Source organism: Alcanivorax sp., from assembly GCF_040118815.1.
GTDB lineage: Bacteria > Pseudomonadota > Gammaproteobacteria > Pseudomonadales > Alcanivoracaceae > Alcanivorax.
This window is the reverse complement of the sequence record NZ_JBEDTC010000004.1, coordinates 1-16,281: the sequence shown is the minus strand read 5'-3', so window position 1 is coordinate 16,281 and position 16,281 is coordinate 1. Positions and strand designations below refer to the sequence as shown.

Annotated in this window: 14 protein-coding genes; 9 read left to right on the top strand and 5 right to left on the bottom strand. The window is 58.1% G+C overall.

Going from position 1 to position 16,281, the window contains the following annotated elements; translation table 11 throughout:
• Positions 1-16 precede the first annotated feature (16 nt).
• Both ABNH18_RS03410 and ABNH18_RS03405 read right to left on the bottom strand, forming a co-directional pair.
• Positions 17-1,570 (bottom strand): sensor histidine kinase, encoded by a 1,554-nt coding sequence (locus tag ABNH18_RS03410; protein ID WP_349381475.1) that lies wholly within the window; start codon positions 1,568-1,570, stop codon positions 17-19.
• The gene (locus tag ABNH18_RS03405; protein ID WP_349381474.1) at positions 1,560-1,802 is read right to left on the bottom strand and encodes a PP0621 family protein; all 243 of its coding nucleotides are present in this window, start codon (positions 1,800-1,802) and stop codon (positions 1,560-1,562) included. The genes ABNH18_RS03410 and ABNH18_RS03405 overlap by 11 nt, the downstream gene beginning before the upstream one ends.
• Before the next feature lie 120 nt (positions 1,803-1,922).
• On the opposite strand from ABNH18_RS03405, the gene ABNH18_RS03400 reads away from it, so the two are divergent.
• Positions 1,923-3,548 carry an NAD+ synthase gene (locus ABNH18_RS03400; protein ID WP_349381473.1) on the top strand — a complete coding sequence of 542 codons (1,626 nt, stop codon included), beginning with the start codon at positions 1,923-1,925 and terminating at the stop codon, positions 3,546-3,548.
• Between the two features lie 105 nt (positions 3,549-3,653).
• Here ABNH18_RS03400 and ABNH18_RS03395 read toward each other — a convergent pair whose 3' ends face one another.
• Positions 3,654-4,472 (bottom strand): outer membrane protein assembly factor BamD, encoded by an 819-nt coding sequence (locus ABNH18_RS03395; RefSeq protein ID WP_349381472.1) that lies wholly within the window; start codon positions 4,470-4,472, stop codon positions 3,654-3,656.
• 67 nt (positions 4,473-4,539) lie between these two features.
• Between ABNH18_RS03395 and rluD the strand changes: the two genes are divergently transcribed.
• The 4 genes from rluD (at position 4,540) to clpB (ending at position 9,560) form a co-directional block, all read left to right on the top strand.
• A complete protein-coding gene (gene rluD / locus ABNH18_RS03390; RefSeq protein ID WP_349381471.1) occupies positions 4,540-5,517 on the top strand; it encodes a 23S rRNA pseudouridine(1911/1915/1917) synthase RluD in 978 nt (325 codons plus the stop codon).
• Between the two features lie 12 nt (positions 5,518-5,529).
• Positions 5,530-5,922, top strand: a complete 393-nt coding sequence (locus ABNH18_RS03385; RefSeq protein ID WP_349381470.1) for a hypothetical protein — start codon at positions 5,530-5,532, stop codon at positions 5,920-5,922.
• A 14-nt stretch (positions 5,923-5,936) separates the two neighbouring features.
• Complete coding sequence (gene pgeF, locus ABNH18_RS03380) at positions 5,937-6,695, top strand: peptidoglycan editing factor PgeF (RefSeq protein ID WP_349381469.1); 759 nt, start codon at positions 5,937-5,939, stop codon at positions 6,693-6,695.
• 267 nt (positions 6,696-6,962) lie between these two features.
• Positions 6,963-9,560, top strand: a complete 2,598-nt coding sequence (clpB, locus tag ABNH18_RS03375) for an ATP-dependent chaperone ClpB (protein ID WP_349381468.1) — start codon at positions 6,963-6,965, stop codon at positions 9,558-9,560.
• 78 nt (positions 9,561-9,638) lie between these two features.
• Here clpB and ABNH18_RS03370 read toward each other — a convergent pair whose 3' ends face one another.
• Positions 9,639-10,100, bottom strand: a complete 462-nt coding sequence (locus ABNH18_RS03370; protein ID WP_349381467.1) for a DUF4124 domain-containing protein — start codon at positions 10,098-10,100, stop codon at positions 9,639-9,641.
• Positions 10,101-10,549: 449 nt separating this feature from the next.
• On the opposite strand from ABNH18_RS03370, the gene ABNH18_RS03365 reads away from it, so the two are divergent.
• A complete protein-coding gene (locus ABNH18_RS03365; RefSeq protein ID WP_349381466.1) occupies positions 10,550-12,271 on the top strand; it encodes an acetolactate synthase 3 large subunit in 1,722 nt (573 codons plus the stop codon).
• A complete protein-coding gene (gene ilvN / locus ABNH18_RS03360) occupies positions 12,271-12,762 on the top strand; it encodes an acetolactate synthase small subunit (protein WP_349381465.1) in 492 nt (163 codons plus the stop codon). Before ABNH18_RS03365 ends, ilvN begins: the two co-directional genes overlap by 1 nt.
• A gap of 66 nt (positions 12,763-12,828) precedes the next feature.
• On the opposite strand, the gene ilvY is transcribed toward ilvN, so the two are convergent.
• Positions 12,829-13,716, bottom strand: coding sequence for an HTH-type transcriptional activator IlvY (gene ilvY / locus ABNH18_RS03355; RefSeq protein WP_349381464.1), 888 nt, complete (start codon positions 13,714-13,716; stop codon positions 12,829-12,831).
• Between the two features lie 176 nt (positions 13,717-13,892).
• Between ilvY and ilvC the strand changes: the two genes are divergently transcribed.
• Together ilvC and pssA are read left to right on the top strand one after the other, a co-directional pair.
• Complete coding sequence (ilvC, locus tag ABNH18_RS03350) at positions 13,893-14,909, top strand: ketol-acid reductoisomerase (protein ID WP_349381549.1); 1,017 nt, start codon at positions 13,893-13,895, stop codon at positions 14,907-14,909.
• A gap of 95 nt (positions 14,910-15,004) precedes the next feature.
• Positions 15,005-15,781, top strand: coding sequence for a CDP-diacylglycerol--serine O-phosphatidyltransferase (gene pssA, locus ABNH18_RS03345; protein ID WP_349381463.1), 777 nt, complete (start codon positions 15,005-15,007; stop codon positions 15,779-15,781).
• Positions 15,782-16,281 lie beyond the last annotated feature (500 nt).

Sequence of the window (16,281 nt, the reverse complement as noted above, 5' to 3'; positions counted from 1 at the left end):
TTCTGTCGAAATTCTGTTATTGGAATTGTCGGTGCGGGTGAGCAAAGGTTATCACAAAGCTGGCGCCTTTCGGGGTTTCTTCCAGGTCCAGTGTGGCCTGGTTGGCATGGCACAATTCGCGACATAAATAGAGCCCGAGGCCGTTGCCGTCTTTGGCGGTGGTGTAGAAAGGCTCGAAGAGATAACTCAGCGCTTCGGCGCTGATGCCGTGCCCGTTGTCCTGTACTTTCAGCCAGGGCAGACCGGTGCGGTCATGGTGTCCGCATCGCAGGGTGACTTCACAGCTGTCGCCACCATGGCGCAGGGCGTTGGCAATAAGATTGTCCAGCACCTGGATAAGCTGGCTGCGGTCAAAACGCACTTCCACGTCAGGCTGGCAGTGAAGAATAATTCGGCCAGTAATGTCTTTCATTTGCCACTGTGCTGCCACTTCCTGAATGAGCGACGGCAATGGAAACCGCTCGGCTTGTCCTCTGGGCCTGCGCGATAGGTCCAGTACATCGTGAATAATGCCGTTAACCCGGGTCACATGATTGCGAATGATTTGCAGAAGGTGCTTGTCCTCCGGGCTGGGTTCGCCGTCCAGCAGCAGGTCTGAGGCATGGTTGATGGCGCTGAGTGGGTTGCGGATTTCATGGGCGAGGGTGGCGGACAAGCGGCCCAGAGACGCCAGGTTCATCTGCTGGGCTTCCTGCGCCACCTGTGCGGTGTTTTCCAGAAACAGCAGGGTCAGGTTTTCGTGGCCGGTGTCCAGCTGTGCGAAACGCGGGCTTAATACGGGGGATTGCTCCGAGACACGTAGCGTTGTGAGAGGCAGGAGCGGGTTGTCCTGCCAGCGCTGAAAGCGGCTGGTCAGGGCTTCGGGCAGATGATTGCCCAGCATGGGGCTATCAAACAGATTATTGGCGGACTGGTTGGACATGAGGACATGAAAGGTCTCGTCGAACACAAGAATGCCGGTGCGCATGCGTTGCACAATTTGCTGGTTTAGCGCTTCCAGCCGTTCAATGGCGACTTGTTGTTGTTTGGTGATTTTTTCGCTTTGCTCCAGTCGCTGGGAAATTTGCTGAATGATCAGCGACACCATAAAAAACGCAATGCCCAGCAGGCCGGATTCGGTTAAAGCGAAGGGTGATGACAGATGTGTCTGGATGGAAAAATAGAATTGCTCAAACATGGCGGCCAGAGTCGCCAGTGCAGCGATAAGGAAGCCTTGGCGCCCACGCAGAAGAATGTTTCCGGCGGCAACGGTTACCAGCAGTAGTACGGCCAGCCCCCCCTCCAGGCCGCCGTTAGAGTGCACCACCAGAGTCAGCATGACCAAGTCGCTGATTAATGCCGCCGGCTGTGCCCAAACGGGAAAGGCCCGGTGATGCCGTTTGTTGTCCAGGGTGGCAGAGGCCAGCGTCAGGCCCAAGTAGAGAAACAGGGTGGTCTCGAAAAGCGCGGGAAAATAGGTGCCGATAAGGGCTTTGTCCGGCCCGTAATGCAGCAGCAGCAGAGCGCATGCGATGGCAATGCGGTAGACATTATAAATGCGCCCTGGGGTCCAGCCCTGACTAGCGGTCATGGTGTTCCAGGTATTGGCGTTGGTGCTCCTGGCTGCAGAAATGTTGTCCGTTGTGGCTGAAGGCCTCAGGCGTTGGGACATGAACGCCGCACTGGGCGCATTTCACCATGATTTGCGGGTTGCCTGCGTCGTTCCCGGAATCATTGGGTCGTGCCTGGGCGAGCAGTCGTTTTATGACCTGCCAGGCCAGATAAATCAGGGCGGCGATAATAATCAGGCGAATCAGCCCCATGGAGCTCCCCTTGGTTTGGTGTTTTTGTCGGATGCTGCCGTGTTCTGTGTTCTAGGCGCATTCATCGATTGCCGGCTAAAGAGTACAATCAGCGCTCACTTGAGGAAAGGCCGGTTGATCATGCGAATTATTATGGCCCAGCAGAATGCGCTGGTGGGTGATATCGAAGGGAATGCCCAGCGTGTTATTGCGGCGGCGGATGAGGCACGCCGACTGCTGGGCGCGGACCTGGTGCTCTTTCCGGAGCTGATGCTAACGGGTTATCCGCCGGAAGATCTGTTGCTGCGCCCGAGCCTGAACAGCCGTGTCGATGCGGCGCTGGCCACAATCGGTGAGGCTATTTCAGTGCCGGTGGTGCTGGGCTACCCGGCTGTGCGCAACGGCCATCGCCGCAATGCTGCCGGGGTGGTATTTCCGGGGGAGACCCGCCCCCGTCATGAATATTTCAAGCAGCACCTGCCCAATTACCGGGTGTTTGATGAAAAACGTTATTTTCAACCGGGCACAGACACCTGCACCTTTGATATCGATGGCTGGACGTTGGGCATCACCATCTGTGAAGACATCTGGCACGATGGCCCGGCGGCCCAGTTGCTGCAGGCGGGCACCGACCTGATCTTGAACCTGAATGCTTCTCCGTATCGCACCAATAAGGCCGAGGAGCGTTTTGCCCAAGTGCAAGCCCGTAGCCGGGAAACTGGGCTGCCGGTGCTGTATTGCAATTTGGTGGGGGGGCAGGATGAGCTGGTTTTCGATGGTGCCTCGTTTGTCTGCAACAGCCAGGGAAGCCGCTGTGTGCAGGCGGCCAGTTTTACCGAGGCGCTGGTGCCGGTGGATGTGCAATGCCAAGACGGCCACTGCGAGCCGTGCGGTGAGGAATTGCCGTTGCCGGGGCCGGAAGAGGGTATGTACCAGGCGCTGGTGCTGGCGACCCGTGATTATGTGAATAAAAACGGTTTCAAGGGCGCTTTGCTGGGGCTGTCCGGTGGCATTGATTCCGCCCTGACGCTGGCGGTGGCGGTGGATGCCCTCGGCCCGGAACGGGTAGAGGCGGTGATGATGCCGTTCCAGTACACCTCTGCCATGAGCCTGGAAGACGCCGAGAAGCAGGCGCGTACTTTGCGCGTCCATTATCGCGTGTTGCCGATCGAGGCCGCGTTCAATGGCTTTATGGATATTCTCAGTGAGTCATTTGCCGGCACCGCCCGGGATACCACGGAAGAAAATCTTCAGGCCCGTTGCCGCGGAGTGCTGCTGATGGCGCTCTCCAACAAGAATGGCTCTGTGGTGCTGACCACCGGTAACAAGAGCGAGATGGCGGTGGGCTACGCGACCTTGTATGGCGATATGGCCGGGGGCTTCTCGGTATTGAAGGATGTCTTCAAAACCTCCGTGTTCAATCTGTGCCGCTGGCGCAACCAGCAGGCCGGTGCGGAAATCATCCCGGATCGGGTGATTACCCGCCCACCTTCCGCCGAACTGGCCCCGGATCAGGTAGACAGCGATTCGCTGCCTGACTATGACGAGTTGGACGCCATTCTGGAGCGTTACGTGGAGCAGGACATGAGCGCTGAAGCGGTTATCCGTGACGGATTCGACCGCGATACGGTCTACCGGGTGGTGAAACTGACCGACCGCAACGAGTACAAACGTCGCCAGGCCGCCGTCGGCCCCCGCGTCAGCCGGCGTGCCTTTGGCAAGGACCGGCGATACCCGATCACTAACGGCTGGCGGCCGGGGGATTAACAGGAGACGCCGCACGCCTCACGCAACATGCTTCACGTAAAAAAAAGAGCCCGCAGTTGCGGGCTCTTTAGCGTGTTGCTTGTAGCGTGAGGCGTGCGGCGTCTCTTAAAGCAGATCGAACGTCAGCAGACTCAGCAGCCCCTCATCCTCATCCGGCCACCAAGCCAGGTCCACCTGTTTGTCGCTATCCAGAAAGGCACTGTCCGGCCAGTTCAGGGCCAGTACGGCGCGGCTGCTTTCTGCCTGTTCTGGCAGCTCTAATCGCTGGTAGCCCTTGGTCATAATCGCCAGCCCTTCTTCCACGGCGGGAGTTTGCTGGTAGTGTTTGACCACGTACTGGGCCCGGTTCACGGAGGCGACAATGGCGCCACGGCGGGCGTAGTAACGGGCCACGTGGAGCTCCTGACGGGCCAGTTGGTTGCGGATGTGAACCATGCGGGCGCGTGCATCCGGGGCGTATTCGCTATCCGGGAAGCGGGCCACGAGCCGCTCAAAGTCGCGGAAGGAATCTTTCGCGGCGTCCATATCCTTGCTGGAGCGGTCGGAGGTGACCATGTTGTCGAACAGGCCCTTCTCCATGTTGAAGTTGGCCAGCCCGCGCATGTAGAGCGCATAATCCATGCGCGGATGCGCGGGGTAATTGCGCATGAACCGCTGGGTCGCTACCACGGTGGCCGGGTAGTCCACAGATTTGTACTGGGCGTAAATCAGGTCCAGTGCTGATTGCTCGGCATAGTCTCCATAGGGAAAGCGTGCCTCCAGCTCCTTGAGCTGGTCGATGGCCGTCAGGTAGTTTTTCGATTCAATGGACTCGCTGGCCTCCCGATATTGGTCTGCCTCAGTGAGTTCCGGGCGATCGTCAGGGTTGCCGGCGCAGCCAGCCAGAATCAGTACACACAGTAGTGGCCATAAAAGTCGTGGCATTCTTTCCTCGTTGAACGGGTTACAATTCGCGAATTCGGTATTTAAGCACAGGTTGAGGAACCTTTATATGGGACATCTTGGCGGCGAAAAAATTCAGCGCACCGAACAGGTGAAGCCGGAGCACGCCGGGCAGCGGGTAGACCAGGTGGCGGCAGAGCTGTTTGAGGGCTTTTCCCGGTCTCGCCTGCAGACCTGGATCAAGAATGGCGTGCTGACGGTCAACGGTGCCAAGACCAAGCCCAAAGAGAAGCTGACCGGCAATGAATCGCTGACGCTGGAAGTGGAAATCGAGCCGGAGCTGGATGATCAGCCTCAATCCATTGATCTGGATGTGGTGTACCAGGATGACGACCTGATGGTGATCAACAAGCCCACCGGGCTGGTGGTCCACCCGGCTGCAGGCCATGCTGATGGCACTCTGCTGAACGGTCTGCTGCACATTGATGAGCGGCTCAACAGCTTGCCGCGCGCGGGGATTGTTCACCGGCTGGACCGTGATACCACCGGTTTGATGGTGGTGGCGCGTTCCCTGGAAGCTCATCAGAGCCTGGTGGCGCAGCTTCAGGACAAGAGCTTGTTCCGGCAATACGAGGCCATTGCGGTGGGCGTGATGACCGGTGGCGGTAAGGTAGATGCCCCCATGGGCCGTCACCCGGTGGATCGCAAAAAACAGTCAGTGGTCAAGACCGGTGGCAAGAATGCGGTTACCCACTACCGTGTACTGGATCGTTACCGAGCGCACACCCGCATTCAGGTGCAGCTGGAAACCGGTCGTACCCACCAGATTCGCGTTCACATGGCGCACCGCAATTACCCGCTGGTGGGCGACCCGCTTTATGGCGGCCGACTCAAGCAGCCTGCCGGCGCCACTGAAGCGTTGCGCCAAGCGCTGCACAAGTTCCCCCGCCAGGCGCTGCATGCTCGAAAACTGGGCCTGATTCATCCGGCCACGGGCGAATATTGTGAATTTGAGGCACCTCTGCCGGCGGATATGACGGGGCTGATTGCCGCACTGGAAAACGACATCAAAGAAGAAGAACGATAAGAGGTGCAGGGTATGTCGTTGTCTCGAGGGGGCGCAGGGTGGCTGCTGGTTTCGGGCTGTGCGAGCAGTTACCACCCATGGGATGGTGCCAAGGGCTATCAAGACCAGCCATTGGGGGATCAGACGTATGCGATCAGCTACAGCGCGGAGAAAGGAACGGCTTGGGCGGTGCTGGATGGATACTTGCAGCAACGCTGTGAGACGCTACTGGGCCAGCAAGCTGTTTCGGTGACGGATATCACCCACCGAATCCATGGCAATGTTGCCCAATCAGACATGGCGACCAGTGCGCCAGCGAGAATTGGAGGCGGCGAAATGGGTGGAAACTTCAGTTCTCCCGGCCTGTCTCAACATGGCGTGTTGTTCAAATTGCGGGTGGCGGAAGGGGTCTGCTCCCCTCTGTGATCAAGGAGCCTGGAATGTCACTGCCTGACAAGAGTCAATGGCTATGCCCAGACTGGAATCCCCACCCGGCGGTGCGGGTGTGCGTGACGACTCGTGCCGGTCATCACTCCCCCAAGCCTTGGCATGGGTTCAATCTGGGTTTGAATTGCGGTGATCAGCCGGCCCGGGTTGAGCAGGCTCGTCATCATGTGGAAAAACTGCTGCAGGCAGATCATCCCGCCGCCTGGTTGTGGCAGGTCCACGGCAAGCGGGTCATCCGGGCGGATGAACAGGACAATGAGGCAGACGGCGTTTGGACCGACCAACAGCGTTGGCCCTGTGTGGTGCTAACGGCGGACTGTTTACCGGTTTTGCTGGCCCGCACGGATGGCTCTGCGGTGGCGGCGGTGCATGCTGGCTGGCGTGGTTTACAGGCGGGCATTATCGCTGAAGGCGTGGGCAAAATTGCCCCGAACGGTGAGGCCGTGAGTGCATGGCTGGGTCCGGCCATCTGTGGCCAGTGTTATCAGGTGGGCGATGACGTGTATCGGGCTTTCACCGCAGGCCGGCCTGCGTTTAAGCCCGCGTTCAAGAAAGATGCCACGCCCAGGCATTGGCGATTTTCCGTGGCCCATGCCGCCATGATCGAGTTGGCGCAGCTGGGCGTTGACGATGTTCACGGTGGCGATCTGTGCACCGCCTGTGACCTGTCCCGGTTCTACTCTTACCGCAAGGAAGGCGAGACGGGGCGCTTTGCGTCGCTGATCTGGCTGGATGGAGCTGTGGCTAGTTGATCGAGGACAATTGAGTGCTTGCGCTCTGAAGTTGGATAGATCCTGAAATTCAAGAGGCCGCGTCCCAATCATGGGCGCGGCCTCTTTGGGTTAAAAAGCAGCAACGTGAATCCGCTCCGTTGGCTGCGCTCTGCGATCAACTGCCCATTGACTTGAATCTGGCCCAATCGGACCCATTTAACGTTCAGTTGATAGATAACCGGTGATCGCACTGCCCTTGCCGTCAGGGAGGCGTCTTGCGGATCACGTCCGGACAGGAGAGTAAAAATGCGAATGGATAAACTCACCGCCCGCCTGCAGGAAGCCCTCTCAGACGCGCAATCCTTGGCCGTGGGGCAGGGAAATAGCACTATTGAACCGGTCCACCTGATGTTGGCGTTAATGCAGCAACAGGGGGGCGCTGCTCGCCCCCTGCTGGAAAAAGCCGGCGCCAACAGCGCGGATGTGATTACCGCCCTGAATATGGCTGTGGACAAGCTGCCCACCGTGAATAACTTCAATGGTGATGTGCAGATGGGTCAGGCAACAGGCCGGATGTTGAACATTGCCGACCGGGAATCCCAGCAGCGTGGCGACCAGTACTTGTCCACGGAAGTGGTATTGCTGGCCGCCTGTGACGATAACGGGGAGCTGGGCAAGCTGTTCAAGAATGCTGGCGTGACCCGCAAGGTGCTGGCGGAGAAAATTGTTGAAGTCCGAGGGGGCGAATCGGTGAACGATCCCAACGCCGAGGACAAGCGCGAAGCGCTGGACAAGTACACCGTCAACCTGACCGAGCGGGCCGAGTCCGGCAAGCTGGATCCAGTGATCGGCCGTGACGATGAAATCCGCCGCACCATTCAGGTTTTGCAGCGTCGCACCAAGAATAACCCGGTACTGATCGGTGAACCGGGCGTGGGTAAAACCGCCATCGTGGAAGGTTTGGCCCAACGCATCGTCAACGGCGAAGTGCCCGAAGGTTTGAAAGACAAACAAGTGTTGTCGTTGGACATGGCGGCCCTGATCGCCGGTGCCAAATACCGGGGTGAATTCGAAGAGCGCCTGAAGGCCGTGCTTAATGAGCTGGGCAAGCAGGAAGGGCGCATCATTCTCTTTATTGATGAGCTGCACACCATGGTCGGCGCGGGCAAGGGCGAAGGGGCCATGGATGCGGGCAATATGCTCAAGCCGGCGTTGGCCCGTGGCGAGCTGCATTGCGTGGGTGCCACCACCCTGGACGAATACCGACAGTACATTGAAAAAGATGCGGCGCTGGAGCGTCGTTTCCAGAAAGTGCAGGTGGATGAGCCCACGGTGGAAGACACCATTGCGATTCTGCGGGGGCTCAAGGAGCGCTACGAAGTGCACCATGGCGTGGATATTACCGATGGCGCCATCATTGCCGCCGCGCGGCTGAGCCACCGCTACATTACCGACCGGCAGTTGCCTGACAAGGCCATCGACCTGATTGACGAAGCAGGCAGCCGTATCCGCATGGAAATTGATTCCATGCCGGAAGAAATGGATCGCCTTGACCGGCGGCTGATCCAGCTAAAAATGGAGCGCGAAGCGCTGCGCAAGGAAGACGACGACGCCAGCCGCAAGCGGCTGGAAAAGTTGGAAGATGAAATCGACGAACTGGAAAAACAGTACGCGGATCTGGAAGAGATTTGGCAGGCAGAAAAAGCCGCACTGCAAGGCGCCGCCGAGTACAAGGCTGAGCTGGAGCAGGCCCGCGTGGAAATGGAGCAGGCCCGCCGCGCCGGTGACCTGAGTCGCATGTCCGAACTGCAATACGGGCAGATTCCGGAACTGGAAAAGAAAGTGAAAGACGCCCAGGACCGCGAAGAGCAGGCCCAGGCCGAAACTCAGTTGCTGCGTAACAAGGTCACCGACGAGGAAATCGCTGAGGTGGTGGCCAAGTGGACCGGGATTCCCGTGTCGAAAATGCTGGAAGGCGAGAAAGACAAATTGCTGCGCATGGAAGAGGCCCTGCACGACCGGGTCGTCGGCCAGGACGAAGCAGTGGAAGCCGTGGCCAACGCGGTGCGTCGTTCACGGGCTGGCTTGTCGGACCCGAACCGGCCCAACGGCAGTTTCCTGTTCCTGGGTCCCACCGGGGTGGGCAAGACGGAACTGTGCAAGGCGCTGGCGAATTTTCTGTTCGACACCGAAGAGGCCATGGTGCGCATCGACATGTCCGAGTTCATGGAGAAGCACTCTGTGGCGCGGCTGGTCGGTGCGCCTCCGGGGTATGTGGGTTATGAAGAGGGTGGCTACCTCACCGAACTGGTGCGGCGCAAACCTTACTCGGTGGTGTTGCTTGATGAAGTGGAAAAAGCCCACCCGGATGTGTTCAACATTCTGTTGCAGGTGCTGGATGATGGGCGCCTGACGGATGGCCAGGGCCGCACGGTGGACTTCCGGAATACCGTGATAGTGATGACTTCGAACCTGGGGTCGGACCTGATCCAGAAACTGGCGGGCGTTGATGCAGAATCCGGTAGTGATTATGAGGCGATGAAATCTGCGGTGATGGAGGTGGTGGGCAGCCACTTCCGGCCGGAGTTCATCAACCGGGTGGATGAGACCGTGGTGTTCCATCCGCTGGCCAAGGACCAGCTTAAGGGCATCGCGTCGATTCAGTTGGACTTCCTGCGCAAGCGGTTGGCGGAGCGGGACATCGGTCTGGCACTCAGCAACGAGGCGCTGGACAAGCTGGTGGATGCCGGTTTCGACCCGGTCTACGGGGCGCGGCCGCTCAAGCGAGCCATCCAGCAGCAGCTGGAAAACCCGTTGGCTCAATCGCTATTGAAAGGGGAGTACGTTCAGGGCGATACCATCCATGTGGAGGTGGAAGAGGAGCGTTTTACCTTTAGGCATTAATCAACCTTTTGGGCCAGGTAAAGAAAAGCCGCCGGTTTAACGCCGGCGGCTTTTTTGTTGGAGGGCTCTTAGTATCACCTAGCGGCCTTCGCATTTCTCCAGGGCGCTACGAGTCTCGGCGAGCATATCCTCTCTAACTTTCTGATCGATCACTTCCAGCTCGCCTGTTTCCGGGTTCTTGCGCCGTACGGTGGGCTTGTTGGTCAGGGTTTCCAGATTCTTGCGGTGCTGTTCGCACCGCTCTTGAGCCACAGCTTCCGGCTCCGTTTCCAGTCGTTTCTCTTCCCTGGCCTGGGTAGCTGCCGCCTCTTTGGCCTTCTGTGCTGCGCTGCGTTTGGCCTCAAGAGCGTCAATGGCTTCACTCTGGTCTGAGCTGGCATTGGCCCGGGTGTTCACTTCGGTCACGTTCCCGCCCTGTGGGGGTTGTGCGTCGTAATGGGTGACGCCGTTGTCGTCCACCCACTTATAAAACTTGGCCGCGGGGCTCAGGCTGGAAAGGGCAAGCAGGGCGCACCCGAGGAACAGGCTGAATTTTGTCATGGTGTCAGTCTTCTTATGATTTCGGTTGATCCATCAGACTTTAGCATGACGTGATAAGGGGATTTTCTGCAACCTAAAGTCGATCAAGGGCTTTGATTGGCCGCACATTTCTGCCAAAATTATGGCTTTCCGGAGATCGGGACCCGCATTCGCTTACCGGCGTGTGTGAGGCCGGGACCCGGGGCACCGTTACCGCGATGTCCTGCCAGCAGTATCACTGCACTCTCGTCCCGCTGTGGGAGCCTCCGGAGGTTTCTCATTCCTAAAAGCGGGAGTATTCCCTTTCAGGTTTGCAGATTCTCCGTGTCGCCCTCCCAGCCTGCGTTCGTGTCGGCCACCTCCGACAGGACCCCAGAGCACCCAAATACGGTGCTTTATCCGCAGGCAGCTAGAACACCGTCCCGCTGCGTGGCAGTGGGTTGTATGCATTCTGATTTGAGGTAGCAACCGTGGAAATGTTATCCGGCGCGGAAATGGTGGTCCGTGCGCTGCAAGACGAGGGAGTGGAGTACATCTTCGGGTATCCCGGTGGATCCGTACTGCACATTTATGATGCATTGTTCCAGCAGGACAAGGTCAACCATATTCTGGTCCGCCACGAACAGGCGGCCACCCATGCGGCAGACGGTTACGCCCGTGCCACCGGCAAAGCCGGTGTGGTGATGGTGACGTCTGGCCCGGGTGCCACTAATGCCATTACCGGTCTGGCGACGGCCTTCATGGACTCGATTCCCATGGTGGTGTTGTCCGGGCAGGTACGTTCAGACTGGATTGGCGATGATGCCTTCCAGGAAACCGACATGATTGGCGTGTCCCGTCCGGTGGTGAAGCACAGCTTCATGGTCCGTGACGCCAAAGACATTCCGGAAATCATGAAGAAGGCCTTCTACATTGCCACCACCGGCCGTCCGGGCCCGGTGCTGGTGGATATTCCCAAGGACCAGACAGCACCGAACGTCAAGAATCCTTACGAATACCCCAAGAAAGTGAAGATGCGTTCTTACGCACCGGTCAGTCGAGGGCATTCCGGCCAGATCCGCAAGGCGTTGGACGAGTTGATGAAAGCCAAGCGCCCGGTGATCTATGCCGGCGGTGGTGTGGTGCAGGGCGAGGGCAGCGAGCTGCTGACGCAACTGGCTCACCGTCTCAATTTCCCGGTGACCAATACCCTGATGGGGCTGGGGGGCTTCCCCGGCACTGATCGTCAGAACGTGGGCATGTTGGGTATGCACGGCACTTACGAAGCCAACATGACCATGCACAGCTCTGATGTGATTTTGGCGGTGGGCGCCCGTCTGGACGACCGTGTGACCAACAACGTCAAGAAGTTCTGCCCGGGCGCCAAGATTATTCATATCGATATCGACCCGGCGACCATCTCCAAGAACATCATGGCGCATATCCCTATCGTGGGCCCGGTGCATCAGGTGCTGGAAGAGATGCTGGCGGCACTGGATGAGCACGGTGGCGAGCCGGACCGTAAAGCGCTGGAGCGCTGGTGGGAAGAAATCGACGGCTGGCGCAAAGTGCATGGCATGCGTTATGAGACCAATGAAGACGGCCCCATGAAGCCCCAGCAGGTGGTGCAGGCGTTGTACAAGGCCACCAAGGGTGATGCCTATGTGACTTCCGATGTGGGTCAGCACCAGATGTTTGCGGCTCAGTACTACGCGTATGACAAGCCCCGTCGCTGGATCAACTCCGGCGGCCTCGGCACCATGGGCTTTGGGCTACCGGCGGCCATGGGGGTGCAGTTCGCGTTCCCCGATGCCACGGTGGCCTGCGTGACCGGTGAAGGCTCCATCCAGATGAATATTCAGGAGCTCTCCACCTGCCTGCAGTACGGCTTGCCGGTGAAGATTATCAACATCAATAACCAGGCACTGGGCATGGTCCGCCAGTGGCAGGACATGCAATACGGTGGCCGCCACAGCCAGTCCTACATGGAGTCCCTGCCGGATTTCGTCAAGCTGGCTGAATCCTATGGCCACGTCGGCATGAAGATCACCAAGATCGAGGATCTGGACGGGGCCATGGATGAAGCCTTTGCCCTGAAAGATCGCCTGGTATTCATGGATATTTATGTTGATTCCACCGAGCACGTGTACCCGATGCAGATTGCAGACGGTTCCATGCGCGATATGTGGCTGAGCAAGACGGAGCGGACCTGATGCGTCGAATTATTTCTATTCTGATGGAAAATGAGCCGGGCGCACTAAGCCGGGTAATCGGTCTGTTCTCCCAGCGGGGTTACAACATCGAAACCCTGTCGGTGGCGCCGACCGAGGACGAAACACTGTCCCGGCTGACGCTGACCACCTTCGGTGATGACCTGCAAATCGAGAAGATCACCAAGCACCTGAACAAGCTGATCGAAGTGGTCAAGCTGGTGGATCTCACCGAGGGGGCGCACATCGAGCGCGAGCTGATGCTGGTCAAGGTGAAGGCCACTGGCGCTCAGCGTGCCGAGGTGAAGCGGTCCGTGGATATCTTCCGCGGCCAGATCGTGGATGTGACCAGCACGGTCTATACCATTCAGCTCACCGGTGCATCGGACAAGCTGGACGCCTTTATCGGTGCCATCGGGGAAACCCAAGTGCTGGAAGTGGTGCGTTCCGGCGTGTCCGGGATCGCCCGCGGCGAGAAAGTGTTGAGTTTGTAGTAACGCTCGACGCCTGATGTTGGATGCCAGACGAAAAAGCCGCTCTTTGGAGCGGTTTTTTTGGTTTTAAGTGTCCCCCAGCTGCGACCAGAAGGCATTGATGAGAGGTTCTTCCTGGCGCCGCTCCTGAGTAAACAGCCCCACCTCGTAAGGTGCCAGGGCGGGTTGCACATCCAGTTGGCGGGTGCGCCCGGCCAGAGGGCTATTATCCAGCACAATCTTGGGCACCACTCCCACCCCGAAACCCAGGCTCACCATGCTGACGATGGCCTCGTTGCCGCCTACCTGCGCATAGATATGCGGTTTGACGCCAAGCTGGCGAAACCAGCGGTCGACCCTGTCCCGTGCTAGCCCTTCCTCCGAGAGAATCATGGGGATGTCTTCCCAGGCCGATTTGTTAGCCGGGCCGTTAAGCCGTTCTGCTTGTTGGGTTTGCCCGGCTTGGGCGATAAATAGCAGCGGTGAGCGGGCGATGGGGCGAAAGGCGATGCCGGCGGGTAGGTGATCGGGGCGCGCGCCAATGGCGATATCTTCCTCGCCCTGCTGGACGCGCTGTACCGCTTGGGCAGGGTCGCCGGTGTGCAGCTTGAGCTCAATGCGTGGGTATTGATGCCGGAAACTGCTTAGCAAATCGTAGAGAAAACTGTAGCTGGCGGTGACTGAGCAATACAGGCTCAGTTCACCCTGCAGAATACGGCGGTCTTCTTGCAAGGCATGGCGCAGCCCATCCCAGCGCATTAGCGTATCGCGGGCGTATTCTTGAAAGCGTTGACCTTCACGGGTCAGAGTGACGCTGCGGTTGTCCCGGTAGAACAACGGCACGCCCAGCTCATCCTCCAGCTGCTGAATGGTGCGGCTGAGCGTGGAAGGGCTGACGTGGCACATGGAGCTGGTGCGTCCGAAGTGCAGGGTGTCGGCAAGTGTCAGGAACAGGCGCAGGGGTTTGGTGTCCATGGGGTACCCAGTTGGTGCCGCGGCTTTTTTGTTGCAGATAATGGAATGCAATGTTTCAAATATATCATTTTACGCAACAAAGTGGATGCCCTAGAGTACTGGCCCATCAGGCGGGCGCGTATTGCGTGCCTAGCCGTTCCCCTTTTTTCTAACTTGAAAGAGCCAGAGCTATGAGCATGCAAGTGTATTACGACAAGGATTGCGACCTTTCCATTATCCAGGGCAAGAAAGTGGCCATTCTCGGTTACGGTTCCCAGGGCCATGCCCATGCCTGCAACCTGAAAGATTCCGGTGTGGATGTGGTCGTTGGCCTGCGCACTGGCTCCACGTCCATCGCCAAAGCCGAAGCCCATGGCCTCAGCGTAACGGACGTGCCGTCCGCTGTTGCTTCCGCCGACGTGGTGATGGTGCTGACACCTGACGAATTCCAGGCGCAGCTGTACACCTCCGACATCGAGCCGAACCTGAAAGAAGGCGCTACCCTGGCATTCGCCCACGGTTTTGCCATTCACTACAACCAGATCGTTCCGCGTGCCGACCTGGACGTGATCATGATCGCCCCGAAAGCGCCGGGTCACACCGTGCGTACCGAGTTTGCCAAAGGTGGCGGCATCCCTGACCTGATCGCCATCTTCCAAGACGCCTCCGGTAGCGCCAAAGAGCTGGCACTGTCTTACGCCTGTGGCGTGGGCGGCGGCCGCACCGGCATCATCGAAACGACCTTCAAGGACGAGACCGAAACCGATCTGTTCGGTGAGCAGGCTGTGCTGTGTGGCGGTGCGGTTGAGCTGGTGAAAGCGGGCTTCGAGACCCTCACCGAAGCGGGTTATGCCCCGGAAATGGCGTACTTCGAGTGCCTGCACGAGCTGAAGCTGATTGTTGACCTGATGTACGAAGGCGGCATTGCCAACATGAACTACTCCATCTCCAACAACGCGGAGTACGGTGAGTACGTGACTGGCCCGGAAGTGATCAACGATGAGTCCCGTGCGGCCATGCGCAATGCACTCAAGCGCATCCAGAGCGGTGAGTACGCGAAAATGTTCATCGCTGAAGGCGCGCATAACTACCCGTCCATGACGGCGGCCCGTCGCAATAATGCGGAGCACCCCATCGAGCAGGTGGGTGAAAAGCTGCGCGGAATGATGCCTTGGATCCAGGCAAACCAGATCGTAGACAAGAGCAAGAACTAAGCGCTTGTCTTGATCAAAAAAAACGCGGCTTCGGCCGCGTTTTTTGTTTGCGGGCACTGCGTTACACTAACGCCATCATTAATGGGTGGATAGCCATGCAGGATAACGACAAGACAACAGCGACGGATACGCCGGAGACCTTCGAGGTCGTGGAAGCAGAGCATCGTACAGGTGCTCGCCGCAAGGGGGTGTATCTGCTGCCGAACCTGTTTACTACGGCGGCCCTGTTCGCCGGGTTCTACGCCATCGTGGCGGCGATGAACGGGCATTTTGAGAATGCCGCTCTGGGGATCATCATTGCCGGCGTCCTGGACGGGATGGACGGCGGGGTGGCGCGAATGACCAATACCCAGAGCAAGTTCGGTGCGGAATACGACTCGCTTTCCGACTGTGTGGCCTTTGGCGTCGCGCCGGGGTTGGTGGCGTATGCGTGGGCGTTGTCCGGGCTTGGCAAGTTTGGCTGGGCGGCTGCTTTCATCTATGTGGCCTGTGCGGCCCTGCGGCTGGCTCGGTTCAATGTGCAAGCGGAAAGCACGGATAAGCGCTTCTTTATCGGTCTGCCCAGTCCTACTGGAGCGGGCCTGGTGGCAACCCTGGTCTGGCTGGGAGCCAGTCGCGGTATTGAGGGGGCAGATATCTCTTGGTTGGTGGCCTTTGTTGTTGCAGGGGCCGGCTTGTTGATGGTGTCGTCGGTGAAATACCACTCGTTTAAGGAGTTTCACATCGGCAGGGTGCCCTTCAAGATGCTTCTAGGGGTAATTATTGCCTTCGCGATTGTCTTCCTCGATCCGCCTTTGGTGCTATTGAGTGTGGCTGTCATCTATGTGGCAGTTGGATTGGTGATGAGTATTTGGCAACTTCGTAAGCACTAGTCGCTTACGCGAGATAAAAAAGGCGCCCCAAGGCGCCTTTTTTTATCTGTGTTCACAGCGGGTTGGTGGTGGGATTGGGGAATAAAAGCGAAATCAGTAGGAAAAAGTGTGTGGAGGGTGAAGTATCTGCCCTGCGTTAGCGTATTTACTACGGATAACGCAGGGTGGGGGGATAGCTGTATTGCATAAGAACTGAGCGTTTTAGGCCTTTTTTGATGGTTTTTCATCCGTCCCGGCTAAAACGTGACCGTTTGATAAAAAAGACATGAAAAAAGTGTTGACGGTCCCCCGTAAATCTCTAGAATGCGCCTCCACAGACACGGCGGACACGGCAACACGCCACGGACGCAGTGAAGGAAGCCAAGGCTTCCAAGCTCTTTAACAATCAGGCAAGCAAACGTGTGAGACCTGTTCGGAACGGAATCTTTAATAGATTTTCAGTTCTGAACTGGTTGATAGAAGTTTTGTTAATTCAGAGAACGAACTGAGCATGTATTAAG

Excerpts from the sequence above, each read along its gene's own strand:
- ilvC (WP_349381549.1), top strand. The coding sequence starts at position 13,893 with ATGCAAGTGTATTACGACAAGGATTGCGACCTTTCCATTATCCAGGGC.
- ABNH18_RS03400 (WP_349381473.1), top strand. The coding sequence starts at position 1,923 with ATGCGAATTATTATGGCCCAGCAGAATGCGCTGGTGGGTGATATCGAA.
- ABNH18_RS03370 (WP_349381467.1), bottom strand. The coding sequence starts at position 10,100 with ATGACAAAATTCAGCCTGTTCCTCGGGTGCGCCCTGCTTGCCCTTTCC.
- ABNH18_RS03395 (WP_349381472.1), bottom strand. The coding sequence starts at position 4,472 with ATGCCACGACTTTTATGGCCACTACTGTGTGTACTGATTCTGGCTGGC.
- ilvY (WP_349381464.1), bottom strand. The coding sequence starts at position 13,716 with ATGGACACCAAACCCCTGCGCCTGTTCCTGACACTTGCCGACACCCTG.
- ilvN (WP_349381465.1), top strand. The coding sequence starts at position 12,271 with ATGCGTCGAATTATTTCTATTCTGATGGAAAATGAGCCGGGCGCACTA.
- pssA (WP_349381463.1), top strand. The coding sequence starts at position 15,005 with ATGCAGGATAACGACAAGACAACAGCGACGGATACGCCGGAGACCTTC.
- ABNH18_RS03385 (WP_349381470.1), top strand. The coding sequence starts at position 5,530 with ATGTCGTTGTCTCGAGGGGGCGCAGGGTGGCTGCTGGTTTCGGGCTGT.
- clpB (WP_349381468.1), top strand. The coding sequence starts at position 6,963 with ATGCGAATGGATAAACTCACCGCCCGCCTGCAGGAAGCCCTCTCAGAC.
- pgeF (WP_349381469.1), top strand. The coding sequence starts at position 5,937 with ATGTCACTGCCTGACAAGAGTCAATGGCTATGCCCAGACTGGAATCCC.
- rluD (WP_349381471.1), top strand. The coding sequence starts at position 4,540 with ATGGGACATCTTGGCGGCGAAAAAATTCAGCGCACCGAACAGGTGAAG.
- ABNH18_RS03410 (WP_349381475.1), bottom strand. The coding sequence starts at position 1,570 with ATGACCGCTAGTCAGGGCTGGACCCCAGGGCGCATTTATAATGTCTAC.
- ABNH18_RS03405 (WP_349381474.1), bottom strand. The coding sequence starts at position 1,802 with ATGGGGCTGATTCGCCTGATTATTATCGCCGCCCTGATTTATCTGGCC.